The following is a 20,534-nucleotide window of genomic DNA, read 5'->3' as shown; positions in this document are numbered from 1 at the left end:
TTCATGGCTGAATCCTCGCCGCTGTATTCCGAACTTCTCGAACGACTGAAACGCGCCCAACTGCTCGAATCCATCAGCAGCGTGATGGGATGGGACGAGCAGGTGAACCTGCCGCCCGGGGGCGCGCCCTTGCGCGCCGCGCAATGCGCGCTGCTCGCGGACCTGCATCACGCGGTCGCCGCCGATGCGCGCACGGGCGAACTGCTCGCGGAACTGGAAAAGCCGGGCGCCGCCGCGACGCCCGGCGAGGCGGCGCGCCTCGTCATCCGCTGGGCGCGGCGGGACCACGACCGCGCCACGAAACTGCCCGCCGAGTTCGTCCGCGAGAAAGCCGAGCAAGGCAGCCGCGGCTATCACGCCTGGACGCAGGCGCGCGAGAAATCCGACTTCGCCTCCTTCGCCCCGGTCCTGGAAAAAAACATCGGGCTGGCGCGGCGCGAGGCCGCGTATCTGGGATTCGAATACAATCCCTACGACTGCCTCATCGACCAGTTCGATCCCGGCATGACGGCGGCGGCGACGGAGCGGCTGTTCTCCGAGCTGAAGACCGGGCTGGTGCCGCTCGTGCGCGCCATCACCGCCGCGGCCGCGCGCGCGCCGGTGGTCGTGCTGCGCGGTTTTCCCGTGGAGCGGCAGCGCGAATTCCTGCGCGAGGTCACGGAGCGCATCGGCTTCGACTACCGGCACGGGCGCATCGACGTGTCGGTCCATCCGTTCTGCTCGGGTTCCGGCGAGGACATCCGCATGACCACGCGCTTCGACGCGGACAACCCGCTCGACTCGCTCTTCAGCGCGATTCACGAGACGGGGCACGGCTTGTATGAGCAGGGCCTGCCGGCGGAGCATCACCACACGGCGCTCGGGCAGGCCGCGGGCATGGGCACGCACGAATCGCAAAGCCGCCTCTGGGAAAACCAGGTGGCGCGGGGGCGCGGTTTCTGGCGGTTTTTCGAGCCGCGCTTCCGCGAATTGTTTCCGGAGCAATTGCGCGATGTCCCGACGGAGGAGCTTTACCGCGCGGTCAACGAGGTCGCGCCGACGCTCATCCGCACGCAGGCCGACGAGGTCACCTACAACCTGCACATCATCCTGCGCTTCGAGCTCGAGAAAAAGCTCTTCTCCGGCGCGCTGGCCGTGCGCGACCTGCCCGCCGCGTGGAACGCCGCCTCGGAGGAGCTGCTCGGGCTGCGCCCGGCGTGCGACCGCGAGGGCGTGCTGCAGGACGTGCACTGGAGCGGCGGCATGTTCGGCTATTTCCCGAGCTACTGCATCGGCAACATGCTCGCCGCGCAGCTCTGGTATCGCGCCCTGGAGCTGCGGCCGGGGCTGGAGGAGGATTTCGCGCGCGGCGACTTCTCGTGGCTGCTCGCGTGGCTGCGCGAAAACGTCCATGCGCAGGGCAAGCGCTTCGATGTCCTCGGCCTCGCGCGCCACGTGACCGGCGAGGAGTTGTCCCCCAGGTTTCTGCTGCGCCACCTCGCGGAGCGTTACGGCACGCTGTATGGAGTGTGACCGGGGCGCGCCCCGGTTTCCGGACATGCCAGACACGCCCCAAAAAACATCGCTGGTCACGCAGACGCGCGACGTGCTCGAGCGCGGCATCGCGGGCGGACGCTGGCGGTTCTCGCTGCCGGGCGAGCGGGCGCTCAGCCGTGAATTGCAGGTCAGCCGCTGGACGCTGCGCATGGCGCTGGCGGCGCTGGCGCGCGAGGGTGTCATCTACATCCGGCACGGCCGCGCGTGCGAAATCGCGCCGGCCCGGCAGGCGGCGCGGCGGCGGGCGGTGTCATGGCAAACCGGATGCGTGCTGCCGGCGCCGCTGTGGCAAATGCGTCCATTCGTGGCCTTGTGGGTCGATGCGCTTCGCGTGTGCCTGCAAGAACTCGGGGGTCAATTCGTGCTGCACGACGGGGCGCGCTACTTCCGCCCCGGCGGCAGCCGCGCGCTGGCGGCGCTCACGCGACAATCCCCGCACGACTGCTGGCTGCTGCTGTTGAGCAACCACGAGATGCAGCGCTGGTTTCATCGCCGCGGACTGCCCGTGGTCGTGGCCGGCTCCTCCTTCGACGACGCGGTGCTGCCGTCGGTCGATCTCGATCTGCGCGCGATGGCGAGGCACGCGGCCGGCGTGCTGCTCGCGCGCGGGCACCGGCGCATCGCGATGCTGACATCGCACCGCGGCTATGCGGGCGTGCTCGACAGCGAGCGCGGGTTGCGCGAGGCCATGGACGGCGCGGGCGGACGCGGCGGCGAGTTGCTGGTGGAATACCACGGCGGCGAACCGGCGGAAATCTGCCGCAAGCTCGACCGGTTGATCGCGCGCGAAAGGCGTCCGACCGCGTTTTTCATCCAGCAGTCGGCCGCATGGCTGACCGCCGCCGGTCATCTGGCCCGGCATGGCTTGCTGGCTCCGCGCGACTTTTCGGTGATCGTCGCCCAGGATGAGCCCTATTTGTCCCACCTCGTGCCGGAACCGGCGCGCTACGTGGCGTCGCCGGACCTCTTCGCGCGAAAGATCGCCTCCCTGGTGCGGCGGGCCTGCGAGCGCGTGCTGCCGCTCGAAACCCGCGTGCGCCTGCTCCCGGAATTCGTGCCGGGGCAGACCATCGGCCCTCCGGCGTCCGGCTGAAAGCGGGCGCGGGCAGGCTTATGCCATTTGCCACTAAAAATTAGATTTTTGACGGAGGGCCGGGCTCCCGCGAGGCCGTTGCAGTTAACCTTACATTTTCCGGCGACGGCCTCGCGGGAGCTCGGCCCTCCAAAGTCCAAATATCATTGGTGATTGGGCTTATGCCTCGATGCCGAAGACGGCCTTGGCGTAGTTTTCCACCGAGAAGGGTTGCAGGTCCTCGGGTTGCTCGCCGAGGCCGAGAAAGTAGATCGGGATTTTTAATTCACGCCATATTCCGACCAGGGCGCCGCCGCGGCTGGTCCCGTCGAGCTTCGTCACCACCAGCCCGGTGAGGCCGAAGCTCTGGTGAAACACCCGCGCCTGCTCGATGGAGTTGGAGCCGAGGCTGCCGTCAACGACAAGCCAGCGGTGCTGCGGGGCGGCCGGATCGTTTTTCTGGAGGACGCGGCGGATTTTCGCGAGTTCCTCCATGAGGTTGCCCTTGGTGTGGAGGCGCCCGGCGGTGTCCACGATGAGGCAGTCGCGTCCGCGCGACTTGGCGGCCTGCCAGGCGTCGAAGGCGACGGCGGCGGCATCGGCGCCGGTATGGCTGGAGACGATTTCGAGGTCGAGGCGCTCACCCCACGTTTTGAGCTGCTCGACGGCGGCGGCCCGGAAGGTGTCGCAGGCGGCGAGAATGACGCTGCGCTTGTCCTCGCGAAGCCGCCAGGCGAGCTTGGCGGAAGTGGTGGTCTTGCCGGAGCCGTTGACCCCGATCATGGCGATGGTGACGGGGTTCGCGCCGGATGCGCCGGCGACGGCGGGGATATCGAGGCGGCCTTCCGCGCCGGCAAGGACGCGGGTGAGCACGGCGGAGCCGATGGCGGCGGCCTCCTGGCCGCGGAGATTCTTGTCTTTTTTGTAGGCGGCCTTGATCTCGGCGAGAATTTCCTCGGTCGTCTCGACGCCGAAATCGGCGGTGTAAAGCGCCTCCTCCAGCGTCTCAAGCGAGGAGGCGTCGATGGACTTCCGCCCGAAGAGCCCGGCGGTCTTGCTGGCGATGGCGGAGACGGTCTTGGCGAAGCCGCTTTTGAATTTTTTGAAGAGTCCGAACATGAAAATTTTGGCTTAATACCATTTACCGTCAAAAATCACACTCAGGTAGGGCGAGGCGTCCCGCCGAGCCACGAACGGTTCACACGGCTCGGCGGGACGCCTCGCCCTACCATTAACGGCTTTCATGGTGTGATTTTCATTCGCAAATGGCATGAGTGGGAAGTTTAAGTTGGAAACTCGCAAAAACCTGAAAGTCCGCACCGCGAAAGTCGGCGGCGTTTTCTTAAATTTCCAACTTCCCTGGCTTTTATTCTTTTTCCGCCTTGCGGGCGTCGCGGCCCAGCTGGTCCTTGAGGCGGTCGAGGATGCCGTTGATGAAACGCTTGGAATCGGCGTTGGAGAACTGCTTCGACAGGTCGATGGCCTCGTTGATCGAGACAATCGGCGGGATGTCCTTGCGGTGCGTCATCTCGAAGATGGCGACGCGGAGGATCGCGAGGTCGATGCGCGCGATGCGGTCGAACTCCCAATTGTGCGCGAGTCCCTTGATGCGGGCGTCGATGTCGGCGATGTTTTCGATGACACCGTGGATAAGCTCCTCGCCGAAGGCGTAGTATTCGCGGGGAGTTTCCTGCGAATCGAAAAAGACGCGAAGATCCTCGAGGAGGTTTTCGGGCGAATTGATGCTCCATGCATAGAGATACTGCATGGCGGCGACGCGGCCGGCGCGGCGCTGGGCGAAGATGGTCTTGCTCATTTCTTTTTGGTGTTGGCGGGACGGGAGAGGCGGCGCTTGAGGCCGGCCATTTCAAGGGCGCCGTGCGCGAACTCGGCGCCACGGTTGATCGCGCCGAGGCAGCGGGCCTCGGCCTGGGCCTGGTTCTCGGCCACGATGACGCCGTTGATGACGGGAATGCCGGCGTCGAGCGCCACGCGCTGGAGGGCCTGGGTCGCGGCGTCGGCGATGAGCTCGTAGTGAATGGTATCGCCGCGGATGAGAACGCCGAGCGCGATGACGACATCGGGACGGTGTTTGCGCGCGAGGAGCTGGGCGGCGACGGGGAGTTCGTTGGAGCCGGGAACGCGCGCGAGGTGGATTTTCTTCTCCTTCACTCCGGCGGCGCTCAAGTGGCCGAGGATCTGGTGGAGCAGCGCGTCCACGTAGGTGCTGTTGAAGCGCGCGGCGGCGATTCCGATGGTGAAGGCGGCTCCGTTAACGGGTTGTACCTTGGGGGCGTCGAGACTCATGGCAAAGAATGGAACCTTTCTGTGTGCGGGACGCGGTGCGATGGCGCAATGTTATTTGCTCGGAGAGGGGGCGGCGGCTCGAAGCAGTGATGTCACTGCCCTGCCAATCGTCCTCGTTCTCTTGCTCGTTCTCTTTTCCGAGGCTTCAGACCGAGAGAACGAAAACGAGCAAGAGAACGAGAAAACAAAAGCCCTCACCCGGCGAATCACACGGCGACCTGCTCGACGATTTCGAGGTTGTAGCCGTCCAGGCCGACCACCTTGCGCGGGTTGTTCGTGAGCAGGCGGATCTTGCCCAGGCCGAGCGCGGTCAGGATTTGCGCGCCGACACCGTAGTCGCGGAAGCTCATCGGCGAATGCTGGTCCCCGGGCGCGGCCTTCAGGCGTTCGACAATGTGCGCGCCGGGATCGCCCGGCTCCATGTAGAGCACGACGCCGCGCTTCTCGCGCGCGATGGCGGCGAGCGACGCGTCGAGCACGCGCGCGCTGTCCGTGCCGCGCATCTGAAACACGTCGCCGAGCAGATTCGCGCTGTGCACGCGCACCAGCGTGGGCTCGGGGCCGGGCGTGCCGGCGACGATGGCGTAGTGATGGCGCCCGTCGATCTTGTTGCGGAAAACATGCACCGTGAAATCCCCGTGCGCGGACGGGAACGGCGCCTCGCAAACGCGCTCGACGAGGAGGTCGCGGCGCACGCGATACTCGATGAGCTGCGCGATGGAGACCATCCGCAGGCCGAATTTCTTTTTGAACTCGATGAGCTCGGGCAGGCGTTGCACGGTGCCGTCGTCGTTGACGAGTTCGCAGAGGATGCCGACCGGGCGCAAACCGGCGAGGAGCGCGAAATCGACCGCGGCCTCGGTGTGCCCGGCGCGTTCGAGCACGCCGCCGGGCCGCGCGCGCAGCGGAAAGACGTGGCCGGGTTGCACGAGCTGGTCGGCGCTCGAGCCCGGGTCGGCGAGGATGTGGATGGTGCGCGTGCGGTCATGCGCGCTGATGCCGGTGGAAATGCCGCTGGCGGCGTCCACGCTCACGGTGAAATCGGTGCGCTGCACCTCGCGGTTTTGCTGCACCATGGGGCCGAGCCCGAGCCGGCGGAGCTGCGGTTCGAGCGTGGGCACGCAGACGATGCCGCTGCCGTAGCGGATCATCATGTTGACCTTCTCGGGCGTCGCCTTCTCCGCGGCCATGATGAGGTCGCCCTCGTTTTCGCGGTTCTCGTCGTCGGTGACGATGATGAGCCTGCCATCGGCGATGTCCTGGATGGCGGATTCGATGGAATCAAAAGGAGACTGGGTGTTGGAAGCGGACATGGGAAAATGACTGGGCCGAGCCTCGCCCGCGCGCGCCGGGGTGTCAACGCGGGCCTGCACGGGCCGCGCCGGTTTGCAACCCATCAGGTTGCAAACCGGCGCAGGCGGCCTGCGTTTTCCGAAAATTTCTCCTGCAATTGCCCGCGCGGCGTGATTGTGTGGCGGATTGTTTATGGAAGTTGTTTTTCTCGGCACCGGCACCTCGCAGGGGGTTCCCATGATCGCGTGCGACTGCGCGGTCTGCACCTCGCCCGACCCGCGCGACAAACGCACGCGTTGCAGCATCCACGTGGTCATGGACGGGCTGCACGTGCAGGTGGATGCAGGGCAGGACTTTCGCATCCAGTGCCTGCGCGAAAACATCCGGTGGGCGGACTGCTTCATCCTCACGCACGGGCACGCGGACCATGTCCTCGGCATGGACGATCTGCGGCGTTTTTGCGACCTGCTCGGCGGAAACGCGCTGACCGTTTACTCGACGGAGGAAGGCATCGCCCGGGTGCGGGAGATCTATCCCTACACGCTCAACGGCCGCCCGATGGCGCACGGCTACGCGGTGTTCGATTTGCGGAAAATGCCGGCCCGGCTGGAGCTGGAGCAAGGCAGCATCGAGTCGGTGCCGCTGCCGCACGGCGCGATCCAGACGCTCGGGCTGGTGTTCACGGAGCGGAGCAGCGGGCGGAAATTCGTTTATTACACCGACTGCAAATCGGTGCCGCGCGAGGCGGTGGAACTGGCGCGCGGCGCCGACGTGGTGGTGCTGGACGGGCTGCGCCCCGAGCCGCATGCGTCGCACATGACGATCGGCGAGGCGGTGGAAGTCTCCCAAAAAATCGGCGCGCCGCGGACATTGCTCACACATCTCACCCACCTGACCGGCCACGAGGAACTGAGCCGCGGCCTGCCCGCAGGCGTGGAACCGGCGCATGACGGGTTGCGGATACGCGTGTAGGGATTTTCGATTTTGGATTCTCGATTTTCGATTGATGGAGCTGCCGCTCCGGTGCGCGAGCGGCGCGGCGGCGCCCCAATCGAAAATCCGCTCACTCCACCGTCAGCGCGACGCTGGCGCTGTGGCTGTTGTATTCGGGGGCATACATGCACTGGATCTCGGCGAGGCCGCTTTCGTATTCGCCGCGAAGCTGCACGCGTATCGGATATTCAAATACATGCGTGCCGCGCGGGAGCCAGTCGATGAAGAAGTGCGTGGCGGTGTCGCGGGTGCTTTCGTAATACCCGAGACCGCTGCGCCAGCGGTAGCCGCTGAGAACGTTGACCGGCTCGGTGCCGCTGCCGCGCTGGTCCTTCAGGTGCACGAACTCCATGTCGCGGTCGGTGCGCAGTTCAAGGCGGACGACCAGCGTGTCGCCGGGGTTGAGCGTGGCTGCGGTCAACGGGACGAGAGTGGGGCCGGCATCGGTGTGGGTCTGTTTCCAAATGGATTTCTTTAGCGTGAGCGGCGTGCCTTCGTGCGGGGTGATTTTGTCGATGGCCTGAAAATACTGCCACGTGACACTACCCCACGCGGGACCGGCGTCGGTTTTCGTGACGGTGATTTTTTCACCCATCGCCGGGGTGACGAGGGCGCCGGGAATGCGTTCGCTGTAATAACCGGTGCCGGGTTCGGCTTTGGCAATGGCGCGGGTGGGTTGCGTGGCACGGGCGTCCCGCCCGTGCTGGTTTTCGGACATGGGAGGGACGCCCATGCCACCCGCCCCGTCGCCAAGCGTGACGGTCACGAGGGCGTCGCTGGCGAGTTTGTCGGCGCCTCGCAGGAGGAAGGCGTAAACGGCATCGGCAGTGGCCTTGGTGCTGGGCCATGCATTGGTTTGTTTCTGCTTGAGCAGCCAGAGCTGGAGATCGGCGACGGCCCGGGTGTCGCGCGCAATTTCGTCGAACACTTCGATCATGAGCGCCTGCGTCTCGACGGGAGCCTGCCACCAAAACCAGCCGCGGTCGGCGTCGGCCCACCACATGCCGAGTTCGGGATCGGTTTTGGCGCGCTGCCTGAGCGAGGCGACGATGGCGATGGCTATATCCGAATCTCCACTACGCGCAAGCGCGAGTGCGGCGTGACCTTGCGATTGGCGCGGAAGTTCCGGCCAATGGACGCGGGTCTGCGCGGCAAAGAAGTCGTAGGCGGCGCGGGCCGCGTCGGGGACGGGGATTTGCTTGGTGAAGAAGCTGCGCGTGTAGAGCTGGAAGACGTCGCCGGATTCGAGGTGACGGGCTTCGGGGTCGAAGTTCTTTTGCGCAAGGAGTTTTGCGTGGCGTTCGGCGAGCCTGGCGTCGAGCGCGGAAACGGCGCGCTTGAGCATGGTGTCGGTGCGTTGGTCGGGCGGGATGCCGAAATGCCGGAGGCGGGCGAAGCCGGCCACGAGGTAACGGGTGATGTAGTCGCTGCCGTTGCCGCCGGGGAACCACGACCAGAGCCCGTCGGCGAGCTGGCGTTCGGCGAGGGTGCGGAGGATCGAGTCGGTTTGCGCGGCGGTGCGGTTGGCGTCGAAGAGCAGGGCGAGGGCGCGGCGCCGCTCGCTTTCGCGGGTGGCGGCGCGCAGCCACGGGGTTTCCTCGATGAGCACGGACTTGAGGTCTTCGTTTTTCAGGAGCGGCGAGTCGGTTGCGGAAGTGTTGCGCCACTGTTCGAAGACGCGGGCGATCTTGGGATCGGAGCTGGCGATGTGCGCGGCGAGGGCGTTGGCGTAGTAGCGGTTGAAGAGCTGCTCGCTGCATTCGTGCGGGAACTCCATGAGCATGGGCAGCGCGAGCACGGCATACCACGCGGGGTTGGAGGTCATTTGCACGGTGAGGGATTCGTTGCGAAGCGTCGCGTCGGCGGAGGAGGCGGCGAGCTTGTCGAAGCGGAAGGTGCGCGTGCCTGCGTCGCGGATGGGAAGCGCGATGGATTCGGTGACGAGCCGGCGGCGGCTGAGGACGGGCAGAAACCCTTCCTCGCCGTCGCTGACGGCGCCGGTGGAAGCGACGGCTTTATAGATGAGAAAGCCCTGGCCGTCGGGGACGGTGACGCGCCATGACAACGTCGTCGAGGAATTGGGCGCGAGGGCGAAGTCCTGATTTTGTGATTTGGTTTTTGGGAGGTTGGAATTTTTTTGGGATTTGGGATTTGGAGATTTGGGATTTTCCGCAGCGGCAGCATCGGCGGACAAATCCACGCTCTCCAGCGTAGTGGCGTCGGCGAAGGTGAGCCGGGCGGATCCACTCTGCGGGGCGTCGGTCATGTTGGTGAGCTTGACGGTGAACTCGACGGAGTCGCCTTCGCGGAGGAAGCGCGGCGGATTGGGCTGCACCATGAGATCCTTGGCGGTGACGGCGGTGTCGGTGAGCACGGCGGAGCGGAGTTCCTTGTCGTGCGCAAAGCCAAGGAATTTCCAGCGGGTGAGCGCCTCGGGCACGGTGAACTCGATGCGCACGGAACCGTCGGCGTCGGCGAGGAGTTGCGGGAAGAAGAAGGCGGTTTCCTGAAGGTTTTTGCGGGCGGTGACGGTGGAGAGGTCGGGGTCGCTGGCGGCGGTGTCGAAAGGCGTGCCGATGCGCGAAACGACGGCGCCGTTTATTACAGAAGCGCTGTTAGCCCAGCCTGTCTCGTTGCCGCCCAAGATAGGATTCCCTGCGCCAAATCTGACTTCCGCGTAGCCAGTGGCTCCGCCAACATAGCCGAAGTCGCGGCTGGCCTCCACTTGAAAGGCGTCCATCATAACCATACCGGAAACATCCGTGGAAGCGCCTCCAAAGCTGCTGCTCGCCACCGCGTAACCGGTTCCACTCTTGAACATGCGTCCGCCGGAAAACCGCCAATCTGAAAACGCCCAGTGCGGATAGGCCGGCCCGATTGCACCGGACTTTGGACGCTTGGGCGGCTCGGGTCTGGCAACATCGGCGAACCGTGCGAGCGCGTTGCCGCCCGTCCAGGGACCGCCTCGCGGCGCGTTTTGGCGGAAGACGCCGGACAGGCGCGGCCAGTTCAATGGCGCGCCGAACTGGTCGAGCGAGGCGTCGTAGAGTGCGGCGACCATCTCGGCGGAGGCGAGATCGGCACCGGGGCCGGTGATTCTGGCCGCCCACGTCTCGCGCCCGCCGGGGACAAGCTTCGAGTTGAAACGCGCCCACTCGATCTTGAGTTGCTTGTTATCCCACGGAACGGCGATCTCGCGGCTCTCTGTGACGAGTCGGTTGTCGCGCACCTGAAAAACGCGCAATGTCACGCCGCCGCGCATGGATTCGGTGACGGCAAGCGGGATTTTTTGCTGGGTGACGCCCGGCTCCGTCCAGAAACGCCGCAGGACTTTTCCGTCCTGCTCAATGCTCACGAAGGCGCGCGCCGAGACGTAGCCGGAGCCCCAGAGCGCGGTGAAGGTCTCGCCGGGGAGCGCCTCCCATTTCGGCGCGGAGAGACGGAATGCCTCCTTGTTTTCGTAACGACTGGCGCCGGGTGCGAGCACGCGGATTTCGTGGCGGGCGGTGACGGGCGTGCCGAAGCGATCTTGCGCGCTGACGACGGCGCGGTAAAGACCGATTGGCAGGCGCGGGGAAACAGTAGCCACACCGTCAGCGGCAACGGTCGCAAAGGGGAGCGTGACGGCGGCGGCTTCCTCGGGCCAGCCGCGAATGTCGTCCGGCTCGGGCTGCGGGTTGTATTCCGTGTAATACCCGCCGCCCGGCAGCCGTGTCAGCTTGGGCCGGGGAACATCGACGGGCTGTTTGAGCGGGTGAAACGACACAGTGCCGCCGGCTGCCTGCGGTACGCCGTCGAGCGTGGCGGCGGAGATTTTTATTTCGACGGGCGCGCCGGCGGTCTGCCATTCAGCGGCGGAAACATTGACCGCGAGCGCCGTGAAACCGGCGCGGACGGTTCGCGTGGCGGAGCGGGTTTCACCGGCGGAGTCGGTGACGTCGGCGGTGACGGTGTAATGAAAAACGGGCTCGTTTTTCGGATCGGCCTTCAGATCGGACCGCGCGGGAAATTCGATGGTGAATTTGCCGTCGCCGCCGGTGGTGACGGCGCCGTGCGCGATTTCCCGGTCGGTGGTGCTGGGGCGCGCCCACCAGCACCAGCGCGGCCAGCGCGTGGTGCGCCACACGCGCCACACGACCTTCGCGCCGTCCACAGGCGCGCCGGTATAGGCAATGGCCGAGCCGGTGAGCGCGATGGTATCGCCGAGCTTGGGCGCGGCGGCGGGCGCGGGCAGGGTCACCTCGAATTTCGGGCGTTTGTATTCTTCGACGCGGATGAGCGCGAGGGAGTTTTGGTCATTCTCGGCGCGCAGCATGTAGGCATCGGTGAGCCGTCCGGCGGGCGCGGTGAAGGTGCCGCTGGCGGAGCCGAAACCGTTTGCGCGCAGTTCGGCGCGCCCGGCTTCCTTGCGGTTGGGGTCGTCGAGGATGACGGTCAGCGGGATGTCTGGCACGACGGCGTAGTCGCCGGTTTGCGTGTCCGCGCGAAAGGCGAGCACCTTGAAATGGATGGTCTGGCCGGGCCGGTAAATGGCGCGGTCAGTGAAAAAGAAACAGCGGATGTTGTCGCCGGAAAATGCCTGCGCGGAGCGGTAATGACGTCCGGCCTCATCGGTGGAAATGGCATTCACGCCGTCCGGCGCGCGGGCGAGAAGGAGCGAGGCGCGAGGGAGGTTGGCCGGGGCCAAACCGGGCAGCGGCAGCGGCGGCAACGGCGGCGGCCCCAGTCCCAACGCGCCCGGCTGGACGATGTCCTCGGAAAATGCGGAAATGGCGAAAGAGCCGTCGGCGGCGGTTTTCACGGCGGATTGCGCGGTGAAATTTTGGTCTTTATCGGCACTGACAAACGCGGTCACGTCCGCGCCGGCGACCGGCTCGCCGGTGGTGGCGTTGACCACGAAACCTTCGATGTCAGCGGGGTTGGCGGCATCGGCGGTGTTTGCGCGGACGATGGCGAGATTGCTTACCCAGACGGTGGCGCTGGCGACATGGTTGTCCACGAGGGAAAAATCGGGAGTGACGCTGGCGGCGATGAGGTAGAAGCCGGGCGGCAGGTCGCGGGGCGCGGGCAGCGTTTCGCGGCGAAAACGGGAGTCCCGCGTGGCGGGGAGGTTGGCGCTCCATGCTTTCGCGGCGGGGAGGTTGAGCGCGTCCGTGAAAAATTGTTTTCCGAGGGACGTGCGGGAGCTGACATGCCCGTCCGCGACAAGCGCGGCCCAGTCGAGCGGGATGGCGCGGAACCAGACTTGGGTCAGGTTGCGATAGTTGATGGTGATGCCGGGCCACGGCTCGGCCCAGGTATGCTCGGTGTGAATGCTTTCGAGCGCCGGGGCGGCTATGCGGTCGCGAATGAGCACGCATTCGGCAACGGAGGAGGAGGAGGCGACGACGCGGCGGGCAATGATCGCGCCCCTGGCGGCGGTGGCGCGGGCCTCGCCGGGTTCGGTGTGCTCGAGCAACGCGGCGCGTTTGGCGCAAGCGGCGGCGACGACGCCAGGAGCGGTTCTCCACCAGCGTTTGTCGAAGGCGCGGAGGGCGTCGGCGTGGCGTTTACGCGCGTCTTCGTTGGCACTGCCGAGGACGGCGGCAGACCAGTTGATACGCGCTAGGTCGGCGTCGGCGAGGGCGAGTTGCGGGACGGAGTCGGTTTGGTGGAAGCGGAGGAGTTGCTGGTAGAGCTGGATGACACGGAGCGTGGGGTTGAAACCGGTCGGGTCGGGTGGCACGGGTTGCCACGCAAGAAATTCCTCCAGCGTGCCGAGGAGTGGAGAGTCCGCATCGGGTTCGAAAGCGCTTTCGGACTTCGGCACGCCTTGCTCGCCGGCGCTGTAGAAGGCGATGGCTTCGTGGACGAGGAAATCGTAAAGCGTGGGGCGATAGGTGTCGGGAAGCGTGCCTTTTTCGAGAAGAGGTTCGAGCGCGGCGATGGGCGTGCGCTGGAGGGCGGCGGGATCGGCCAGCGCGGCCTCGAAATGCCGGGCCGCCTCGGCGAGCACGCGCGGAGCGTCCCATGTGAGGAAATCGTCGGAGGGCGCGGCGGCGGTGCGGGTGCGTTCGAGAAGTTGCCAGCGGTTGGCCTGATAGTAGGCCCACCAGGTTTTCGCGAGGGCGGCTTCGAGCAGCGGACGCATCTCGGGCGGGAGCGCGGGGCGGGCGTTGCCATCGGCCCCGGCGGGCGGGGCATCGGCGCACCATGCCTCCAAGGCGCGGATGGCATAAGCAGCCTGGCTGCGACGGTCTTCAACGGAAGCGTCGGTCTGGATTTTTTGGAGAATGGCTTTCACCGCCTCGGGCCATGCCCGGTCGGCCATGGCGGAGGTGATGATGCGGTCGAGCGCGGCGGAGGCGTCCTTGGGCAAACGGCTTGCCTCTGCTTTTTCGACCGCCTGCCAGTCGGCGACGCGGTCGGCGGCGGTGCAAAAGGCAGAAAGCTGGAGGTTGAAAACTAAGACAGCGACGAGAAAAAGACGGGGAAGGCTCATGGTAAAATGACGCGTCTGCCGGTTGTTTCTTAACGGGGAATTGACGAAAACGATTCTGCCCCGCCCACGCCGACGCGGCAAGGACTGAAAATCTTTCAACGATCGACCCGCCGGCACCCGCCGTTTTTCCATCGCATTGAAAAAACAAATTTAACCGCAAAGGACACGAAGGCCGCGAAGAATTTTTGAACAGAAGGCAACGAAGGAAATGAAGAAATATCGGGAATGGCTCTCTGATTCTTTTCGCCCCCTTTGTGAAAGCCCGGAGGTTTTTTATCTGCGTTTATCCGCGTCCATCTGCGGTTCAAAAAACCTGCCGGTTCGTTTCGCAAACCACCGGCGGGCATGTCCCGGTCCGCGCCTTATTTCGTCCCGAAGTTCACCGTCAAATCCACCAGCTCCGACTTGCTGCCGATGCGCGCGGGGAAACCCCACAACCCCAGCCCCGAGGTCACGTAAATCTGGTAGTCGCCCTTGCGCCCGTAGCCGTAATGAAACTCATACATCCACGCCACGATCCATGTGATCGGCCAGATCTGGCCGCCGTGCGTGTGCCCCGACAACTGCAAGTCCACGCCTGCCGACGCCGGTTCGTCGAGGTCTTGGGGTTGATGGTCGAGCACGATGACCGGCAGCGAGCGGTCAAGCGGCGCGAGCAGCTCGGCCATGCTTTTGCGACGACGATCATCCTCGCGCCCGACGAGGTAAAATGCGTCCGCGATCTTCACCGCCCGGTCGCGCAACACCCGGATGCCCTGCGCCTCCATCCACGCGATGCAGGCATCCGCCCCCGCATAACGCTCGTGATTGCCGAGGATGGCGTAAACCCCGAGCGGCGCGCGCAGTTTTTTCAATTCCTCGCCCATGTTTTCACGGACGAGCGGGGCGAGGCGGCTGTCCACCTGGTCGCCGGGCAGCAGGATGATGTCGGGGGCGAGCGCATTGATGCGGCGCACATAGTCGGCCAGCCGTTCGCGCCCGATGATCTCGCCCAGATGCAGGTCGGACGCGACGACCGCGCGCAACGCGCGCATCTGCCCCGCCGGTTTCGCGATGTCGATCGCCACGCGCGTCGTGGCCGGGTTGATGAAATGCCAATACCCCCAGGCAAAAATCACCGGCACCGCGACAATGGAAAATACCAGCGCGACGCCGCGCGCCCGCTCCGGGTGCTCTTTCGCCCATGCCGGGAAAATGCGGAATTTCCGGTCAACGAGCCGCAACACATCGAAAAAGAGCGCAAAACAAAACCAATAGATGATCGCAAATCTCCATCCCGCCCCCGCGTGCTGCACCCAGCGGAAAAGCGCCGTGTCAGCCACACCGGAACGGCGCAGGAAAAACCCGAGCAACATCGAAAGCGTCAGCCCGCCGAACGCCGCCACCCACGCGACGCGCATCCAGCGCTTTTTCGGGAGAGCCTGCCAGCCGCGCAGTCCCACATAAAAACACATGCCGAGAAACGCGGCGAGGATCAGGAGGAAAAACAAACGCATGATACTTATTCCGCGTTCACCCAGGCCGCAATCGCGTCGGGCAGGGGCTGGCGCATCCGGTCGTCCGAGCGGATGCAGACATGCTGGGTGCGCACCTTCGCGGCCAGCTTGGACGGCGCGCCGTCGCGACCGAGCCGAGTCACTTCGTAATCGATCGCAAAGCTATCCGGCGTGAGCGCGGACGGCCTCACGCTCACGCTCACCCTGTCGCCGCACACCAAAGGCCGCAGGTAATCGGCGGAGCTTTTGGAAACCGGAATGACCACGCCGCTGTCGGAGAAAAAACGCGCGATGTCCACGCCCGCAGCCGCCAGCGCCTCCTCGTAAGCCTCGTGGCAGATGGAAAGATAGTTCGCGAAATAAACCACGCCGGCGGCGTCCGTATCCGGAAAATGGATCAAGCGATGGTAGGTGAACGGCATGGGCGGTCGGCTCCTTATTGTCTTTCCTCTTTATTCTTTATCTTGGCAGACTGTCGCTTCGCTCGAAACCTCTTTCGTCAGGAACGGGATCGGAGAGAAAGAGGAAAGATAAAGAATAAAGAGGAAAGAAGGATGGTTTCATTTTAATTACAGCCGCATGCGTCGGCGTGTTCGCACTCCTCGCGCCGCCGCCCGCAGCCGCAGCCGCGCGGACGCGGCGGACGGGCACCGGTCTTCATCACGCCGAAGCCGCCGAAGATGACGCGGCGCACCGGCCTGCCGTTTTCAGGATGATGCGTGAGCGGCGCGTCGTTCATGCTCTGCTCGACCTCGAAGCGCAGCCGCTTCTCCCCGGCGCGTTGCGGGATGGTTTCGTAAACATAAGTGGCCATGTTGCCCGACAGCGAAAGGGACGCGCGGGCAACTGGCAAGATTTGCGAACGGCACAATAAAGAACCCGGGGCAAATTCGGGGATATTGGGAAATGGCGGAACCAACGGAAGCGGCGGGTTGAGTGGCACGGGCGTCCCGCCCGTGAGTTTGGCATTTTCCCGGCGAGACACGGGCGGGACGCCCGTGCCACTCGATCCACCGCATACCGGGATTTCTGCGCAATTATGATTTTCCGACAAGGTTTGTTGGGGCGCTAAAAAAGCCGCGAACCTGATGGTTCGCGGCTTTGGTGAAGGGTTGCGGACGGCGCGGAGGCCGTCGCTCCTCGTCAACTGGCCTCGACTTGCACCTCTTCCTCGGCCGCAGGCGCCTCGGGGATGTCGGTGCCGAAGGGAAGCGTCACCTTGAGGTGCTTGTAGGCGGGCAGGCCGGTGCCGGCGGGGATGAGGTGACCCATGATCACGTTTTCCTTGAAGCCTTTCAGCATGTCCACCTTGCCGAGGGTCGAGGCGTCGGTGAGGACGCGCGTCGTTTCCTGGAAGGAGGCCGCGCTGATGAACGACTCGGTCTCGAGCGAGGCCTTCGTGATGCCGAGGAGAATCGGCTCGGCCTCGGCGGGCTTGCCACCGGCTTCCTCGATGCGCTTGTTGTTGAGGAGGAAGGTCGTGCGGTCGATCTGCTCGCCCCAGAAGTATTCGCTGTCGCCCGGATCGGAGATGCGGACTTTGCGCAGCATCTGGCGGATGATGATCTCGATGTGCTTGTCGTTGATCGTCACGCCTTGCAGGCGGTAAACTTCCTGCACTTGCGAGATGAGGAAGTCGTAGAGCGCGCTGGGCCCGAGGATTTCCAGGATCTCATGCGGGTCGGCGGCGCCCTCGGTGAGGTGCTGGCCTTTGTGCACGACGTCGCCGGGCTGCACGATGATGTGCTTGCCGGCGGGGATGAGGTGCTCCTCCTCCTGCGAGGTCTCGGAGTTCGTCACGACGAGCTTGCGCTTGCCGCGGACGGAACCCTCGAAGGAAACCACGCCCTCGATGCGGGCCATCTCGGCGGCGTCCTTCGGGCGGCGGGCTTCGAAGAGCTCGGCCACGCGGGGAAGACCGCCGGTGATGTCCTTGGTCTTGGAGGCCTGGCGCGGGGTCTTCGCAAGGAGCGCGCCGGGGGCGATGGTGTCGCCCTCGTTGACGGCGATCTGCGCGCCGACGGGAATCGAGTAGGCGGCGAGCGGCTTGCCGGAGACGTCGCGGACCTCGATCTGCGGGTTGAGGTCCTCCTTGTGCTCGACGACGACGGTCGCGATGCGGCCGGAGGACTCGTCGAGCTCGCGCTTCACGGTCACGCCCGGTATCATGTCCTTGAATACAAGGGAGCCGCCCTTCTCGGAGAGCACGGGGATGTTATACGGGTCCCACTGGGCGAGGATGGCGTTTTTCTCGATCTTCGCGCCGTCGTGGACGTGGAGGAAGGAGCCGATGACGATGTTGTGCGTCTCAAGCTCCTCGCCCGCCTCGTCAACGATCTCGATGGTGCCGGTCTTGTTGAGCACGATGGCGGCGCCGTCGGCGGTCTCCACGAGGCGGAGGCCCTTGTATTTGACGATGCCGGAGGCGCGGACGCGGATCTCGGGAACCTTGAAGCCACCGGACGCGACACCGCCGATGTGGAAGGTGCGCATGGTGAGCTGCGTGCCGGGCTCGCCGATGGACTGCGCGGCGATGATGCCGACGGAGTCGCCGATCTTGGCCACGCGGTTGGTGGCGGGGTTGATGCCGTAGGATTTGCCGTCGATGCCGTATTTGCTCGTGGAGGTGAGCGGCGACATGATTTTGACGCGCTCGATGCCGGACTCGTCGATCTTGGCGGCGATTTCCTCGGTGATGAGCTCGCCGGAGCCGACGAGGCGCTCGGTCGGGTTGAGCGGGTCGTAAACGTCGTCGCTGGAAAAGCGGCCGATGATGCGCTCGCGCAGGCCGACGATTTCGTCGTCGCCTTCGAAGATGGCTTTCTTCCACACGCCGTCGCGGGTGCCGCAGTCGTCCTCGGCGATGACGACGTCCATGGCCACATCGCAGAGTTTGCGGGTGAGGTAGCCGGCGTCGGCGGTCTTGAGGGCGGTGTCGGCGAGGCCCTTGCGGGCGCCGTGGGTGGAGATGAAGTATTCGAGCACGGTAAGGCCCTCGCGGAAGGACGAGAGGATCGGGCGCTCGATGATTTCACCGGAGGGCTTGGCCATGAGGCCGCGGGTGCCGCAGAGCTGGCGGACCTGCTGCTTGTTGCCGCGGGCGCCGGAGTCCATCATGATGTAAACCGGGTTGACCTCGTTGCGGCCTTCGTTGCCTTCGAGCTTCGAGAACACGGCCTTGGCGATCTGGTCGGTGGCGCTGGTCCAGATGTCGATGACCTTGTTCTTGCGCTCGCCGTCGGTGATGATGCCCTTGTTGAACTGGGCGTCCACCTCGGCGATCTTCCTGCGGGAGTCGGCGACGATGTCCTTCTTGGACTCGGGGATGATCATGTCGTCGATGCCGATGGAGATGCCGGCCTGGAAGGCGGTCTGGAAACCGAGTTCCTTGAGCCGGTCGAGCGTCTCGACGGTGACGTAGTTGCCCGTGACTTTGTAGGTGTTGAGGATGAGGTCGCCGAGCTTGCCCTTCGGGACGGGGAAGTTCACGAAGCCGAGTCCTTCGGGCCAGATCTGGTTGAAGATGACGCGGCCGACGGTGGTGCGGACGACCTTGCGGTCCTTGTTGCCGTAAACGCTGTCCTTGCCGTAATCGGGATTCGGGACATCGACCCAGTCATGCACCTTGAGGTCGCCCTCGGCCTTGGCGAAGAGGACTTCCTGAAGGCCGGAGAGCAGCGGCACGCGCTGGCCTTGGGCGGGTTTCTTGCGGGGCTCGATGGTGAGATAATAGGAGCCGAGCACGATGTCCTGCGAGGGCGTGAGGATGGGCTTGCCGGAGGACGGCGAGAAGATGTTGCTCGTGGCCATCATGAGGAGTTTGCACTCCATGATCGCCTCGAGGGAGAGCGGCACGTGCACGGCCATCTGGTCGCCGTCGAAGTCGGCGTTGTAGGCGGTGCAGACGAGCGGGTGCACGCGGATGGCCTCGCCCTCGATGAGGACAGGCTCGAAGGCCTGGATCGAAAGGCGGTGCAGCGTGGGCGCGCGGTTGAGGAGCACGGGGTGGCCCTTGGTGACTTCCTCGAGGATGTCCCAGACCTCGGGGGACTTCTTCTCGATCATCTTGCGGGCGCCGCGCACGGTGTGCACGAAGCCCAGCTCCTTCAGGCGGCGGATGATGAAGGGCTCGAAAAGGACGAGCGCCATTTTCTTCGGGAGGCCGCACTGGCTGAGCTTGAGCTCGGGGCCGATGACGATGACGGAGCGGCCGGAATAATCGACGCGCTTGCCGAGGAGGTTTTGGCGGAAGCGGCCCTGCTTGCCCTTGAGCATGTCGGAAAGGGACTTGAGGGGGCGGTTGCCGGCGCCGGTGACGGGGCGGCCGTGGCGGCCGTTGTCGAAGAGGGCGTCCACGGCTTCCTGCAGCATGCGCTTTTCGTTATGGATGATAACGTCGGGCGTCTTGAGCTGCATGAGGTTTTTCAACCGGTTGTTGCGGTTGATGACGCGGCGGTAGAGGTCGTTGAGGTCGGAGGTGGCGAAGCGGCCGCCTTCGAGCGGGACGAGCGGGCGCAGGTCCGGCGGGATGACGGGGAGGACTTCCAGCACCATCCACTCGGGGCGCGACTTGGACTGGATGAAGCCTTGGATGACCTTGAGGCGCTTGGAGAGTTTTTTCTTGATCTGCTTGGAGCGGGTGGCGCGCATCTGCTCCTGGAGCTCGGCGACCGTGGCGTCCATGTCCATCGCGACGAGGGCCTCGCGCACGGCCTCGGCGCCCATCTTGGCGACGAAGGAATCGTCGCCGTATTCGTCGAGGGCCTGGCGGTATTCGACGTCGGTGAGGAGCTGCTTGGGTTCGAGCGGGGTCCGGCCCGGGTCGATGACCATGTAGTTCTCGTAATAGATGACGCGCTCGAGGGCGCGCGCGGTCATGTCGAGGAGCAGGCCGAGGCGGCTGGGCATCGACTTGAGGAACCAGATGTGCGCGACCGGCACGGAGAGCTCGATGTGGCCCATGCGTTCGCGACGGACGCGGGAGATGGTGACCTCGACGCCGCAGCGGTCGCAGATGACGTCCTTATATTTGATGCGCTTGTATTTGCCGCAGGCGCACTCGTAGTCGCGGACGGGGCCGAAGATCTTCTGGCAGAAGAGGCCGCCCGGCTCGGGCTTGAAGGTGCGGTAGTTGATGGTTTCCGGGTTTTTCACCTCGCCGCGGGACCAGTTGCGGATGGTCTCCGGGGCGGCCACGGTGATGGTGACGCAATCGAACGGGCTCTCGTCGAGGCCAAGGGCCGAGCGGGCTTCCTCACGGGCGATGGAGCCACCGGCGGTTTCGTTGGGTTGAATGCTCATGATTTGAAATTAAGAATTTAAAATTAGGAATTAAGAATCAGCGGCCGGAAACGTG

The 20,534-nt window shown here is 64.9% G+C and carries 12 protein-coding genes; 3 read left to right on the top strand and 9 right to left on the bottom strand.

The genetic code is table 11. From position 1 onward, the window contains the following. Nucleotides 1–3: 3 nt before the first annotated feature. Together OH491_RS20365 and OH491_RS20360 are read left to right on the top strand one after the other, a co-directional pair. Entirely contained in the window at nucleotides 4–1,512 is a 1,509-nt protein-coding gene (locus OH491_RS20365) for a carboxypeptidase M32 (protein WP_068769871.1), read from the top strand. Nucleotides 1,513–1,537: 25 nt separating this feature from the next. Further along, nucleotides 1,538–2,629, top strand: coding sequence for a substrate-binding domain-containing protein (locus OH491_RS20360; RefSeq protein ID WP_068769872.1), 1,092 nt, complete (start codon nucleotides 1,538–1,540; stop codon nucleotides 2,627–2,629). Between the two features lie 159 nt (nucleotides 2,630–2,788). Here the strand turns inward: OH491_RS20360 and ftsY are convergent, their stop codons facing one another. From ftsY to ribB, 4 genes are all read right to left on the bottom strand, one after another. Continuing rightward, entirely contained in the window at nucleotides 2,789–3,727 is a 939-nt protein-coding gene (gene ftsY / locus OH491_RS20355; protein ID WP_068769873.1) for a signal recognition particle-docking protein FtsY, read from the bottom strand. Nucleotides 3,728–3,974: 247 nt separating this feature from the next. Beyond that, nucleotides 3,975–4,424 carry a transcription antitermination factor NusB gene (gene nusB / locus OH491_RS20350; protein WP_068769874.1) on the bottom strand — a complete coding sequence of 150 codons (450 nt, stop codon included), beginning with the start codon at nucleotides 4,422–4,424 and terminating at the stop codon, nucleotides 3,975–3,977. After that, complete coding sequence (gene ribH, locus OH491_RS20345; protein WP_068769875.1) at nucleotides 4,421–4,915, bottom strand: 6,7-dimethyl-8-ribityllumazine synthase; 495 nt, start codon at nucleotides 4,913–4,915, stop codon at nucleotides 4,421–4,423. Before ribH ends, nusB begins: the two co-directional genes overlap by 4 nt. A 206-nt stretch (nucleotides 4,916–5,121) precedes the next feature. Further along, a complete protein-coding gene (ribB, locus tag OH491_RS20340; protein WP_068769876.1) occupies nucleotides 5,122–6,228 on the bottom strand; it encodes a 3,4-dihydroxy-2-butanone-4-phosphate synthase in 1,107 nt (368 codons plus the stop codon). Nucleotides 6,229–6,400: 172 nt separating this feature from the next. Between ribB and OH491_RS20335 the strand changes: the two genes are divergently transcribed. Continuing rightward, nucleotides 6,401–7,180, top strand: coding sequence for an MBL fold metallo-hydrolase (locus OH491_RS20335; RefSeq protein WP_068769877.1), 780 nt, complete (start codon nucleotides 6,401–6,403; stop codon nucleotides 7,178–7,180). A 91-nt stretch (nucleotides 7,181–7,271) separates the two neighbouring features. Here the strand turns inward: OH491_RS20335 and OH491_RS20330 are convergent, their stop codons facing one another. The 5 genes from OH491_RS20330 to rpoC all read right to left on the bottom strand — a co-directional run bounded on the left by OH491_RS20330 (nucleotide 7,272) and on the right by rpoC (nucleotide 20,479). Next, entirely contained in the window at nucleotides 7,272–13,682 is a 6,411-nt protein-coding gene (locus tag OH491_RS20330) for an alpha-2-macroglobulin family protein (protein ID WP_068769878.1), read from the bottom strand. Nucleotides 13,683–14,044: 362 nt separating this feature from the next. Further along, a complete protein-coding gene (locus OH491_RS20325; RefSeq protein WP_068769879.1) occupies nucleotides 14,045–15,178 on the bottom strand; it encodes a metallophosphoesterase in 1,134 nt (377 codons plus the stop codon). A 5-nt stretch (nucleotides 15,179–15,183) separates the two neighbouring features. After that, nucleotides 15,184–15,579: a thioesterase family protein gene (locus OH491_RS20320; protein WP_334319217.1), complete on the bottom strand. Its 396-nt coding sequence runs from the start codon at nucleotides 15,577–15,579 to the stop codon at nucleotides 15,184–15,186. A 164-nt stretch (nucleotides 15,580–15,743) separates the two neighbouring features. Continuing rightward, a complete protein-coding gene (locus tag OH491_RS20315) occupies nucleotides 15,744–16,031 on the bottom strand; it encodes a zinc ribbon domain-containing protein (RefSeq protein WP_334319218.1) in 288 nt (95 codons plus the stop codon). A gap of 290 nt (nucleotides 16,032–16,321) precedes the next feature. Further along, nucleotides 16,322–20,479: a DNA-directed RNA polymerase subunit beta' gene (gene rpoC, locus OH491_RS20310; RefSeq protein ID WP_068769881.1), complete on the bottom strand. Its 4,158-nt coding sequence runs from the start codon at nucleotides 20,477–20,479 to the stop codon at nucleotides 16,322–16,324. Nucleotides 20,480–20,534 lie beyond the last annotated feature (55 nt).

The sequence above is a fragment of the Termitidicoccus mucosus genome, assembly GCF_038725785.1.
GTDB classification, from domain to species: Bacteria; Verrucomicrobiota; Verrucomicrobiia; order Opitutales; family Opitutaceae; genus Termitidicoccus; species Termitidicoccus mucosus.
This window is presented reverse-complemented; position numbering and strand designations above follow the sequence as displayed.

Bases quoted from the DNA above. Each gene is read 5' to 3' on its own strand.
- OH491_RS20325 (WP_068769879.1), bottom strand. From the start codon at position 15,178: ATGCGTTTGTTTTTCCTCCTGATCCTCGCCGCGTTTCTCGGCATGTGT.
- ribB (WP_068769876.1), bottom strand. From the start codon at position 6,228: ATGTCCGCTTCCAACACCCAGTCTCCTTTTGATTCCATCGAATCCGCC.
- OH491_RS20360 (WP_068769872.1), top strand. From the start codon at position 1,538: ATGCCAGACACGCCCCAAAAAACATCGCTGGTCACGCAGACGCGCGAC.
- nusB (WP_068769874.1), bottom strand. From the start codon at position 4,424: ATGAGCAAGACCATCTTCGCCCAGCGCCGCGCCGGCCGCGTCGCCGCC.
- OH491_RS20335 (WP_068769877.1), top strand. From the start codon at position 6,401: ATGGAAGTTGTTTTTCTCGGCACCGGCACCTCGCAGGGGGTTCCCATG.
- OH491_RS20330 (WP_068769878.1), bottom strand. From the start codon at position 13,682: ATGAGCCTTCCCCGTCTTTTTCTCGTCGCTGTCTTAGTTTTCAACCTC.
- ftsY (WP_068769873.1), bottom strand. From the start codon at position 3,727: ATGTTCGGACTCTTCAAAAAATTCAAAAGCGGCTTCGCCAAGACCGTC.
- rpoC (WP_068769881.1), bottom strand. From the start codon at position 20,479: ATGAGCATTCAACCCAACGAAACCGCCGGTGGCTCCATCGCCCGTGAG.
- ribH (WP_068769875.1), bottom strand. From the start codon at position 4,915: ATGAGTCTCGACGCCCCCAAGGTACAACCCGTTAACGGAGCCGCCTTC.
- OH491_RS20365 (WP_068769871.1), top strand. From the start codon at position 4: ATGGCTGAATCCTCGCCGCTGTATTCCGAACTTCTCGAACGACTGAAA.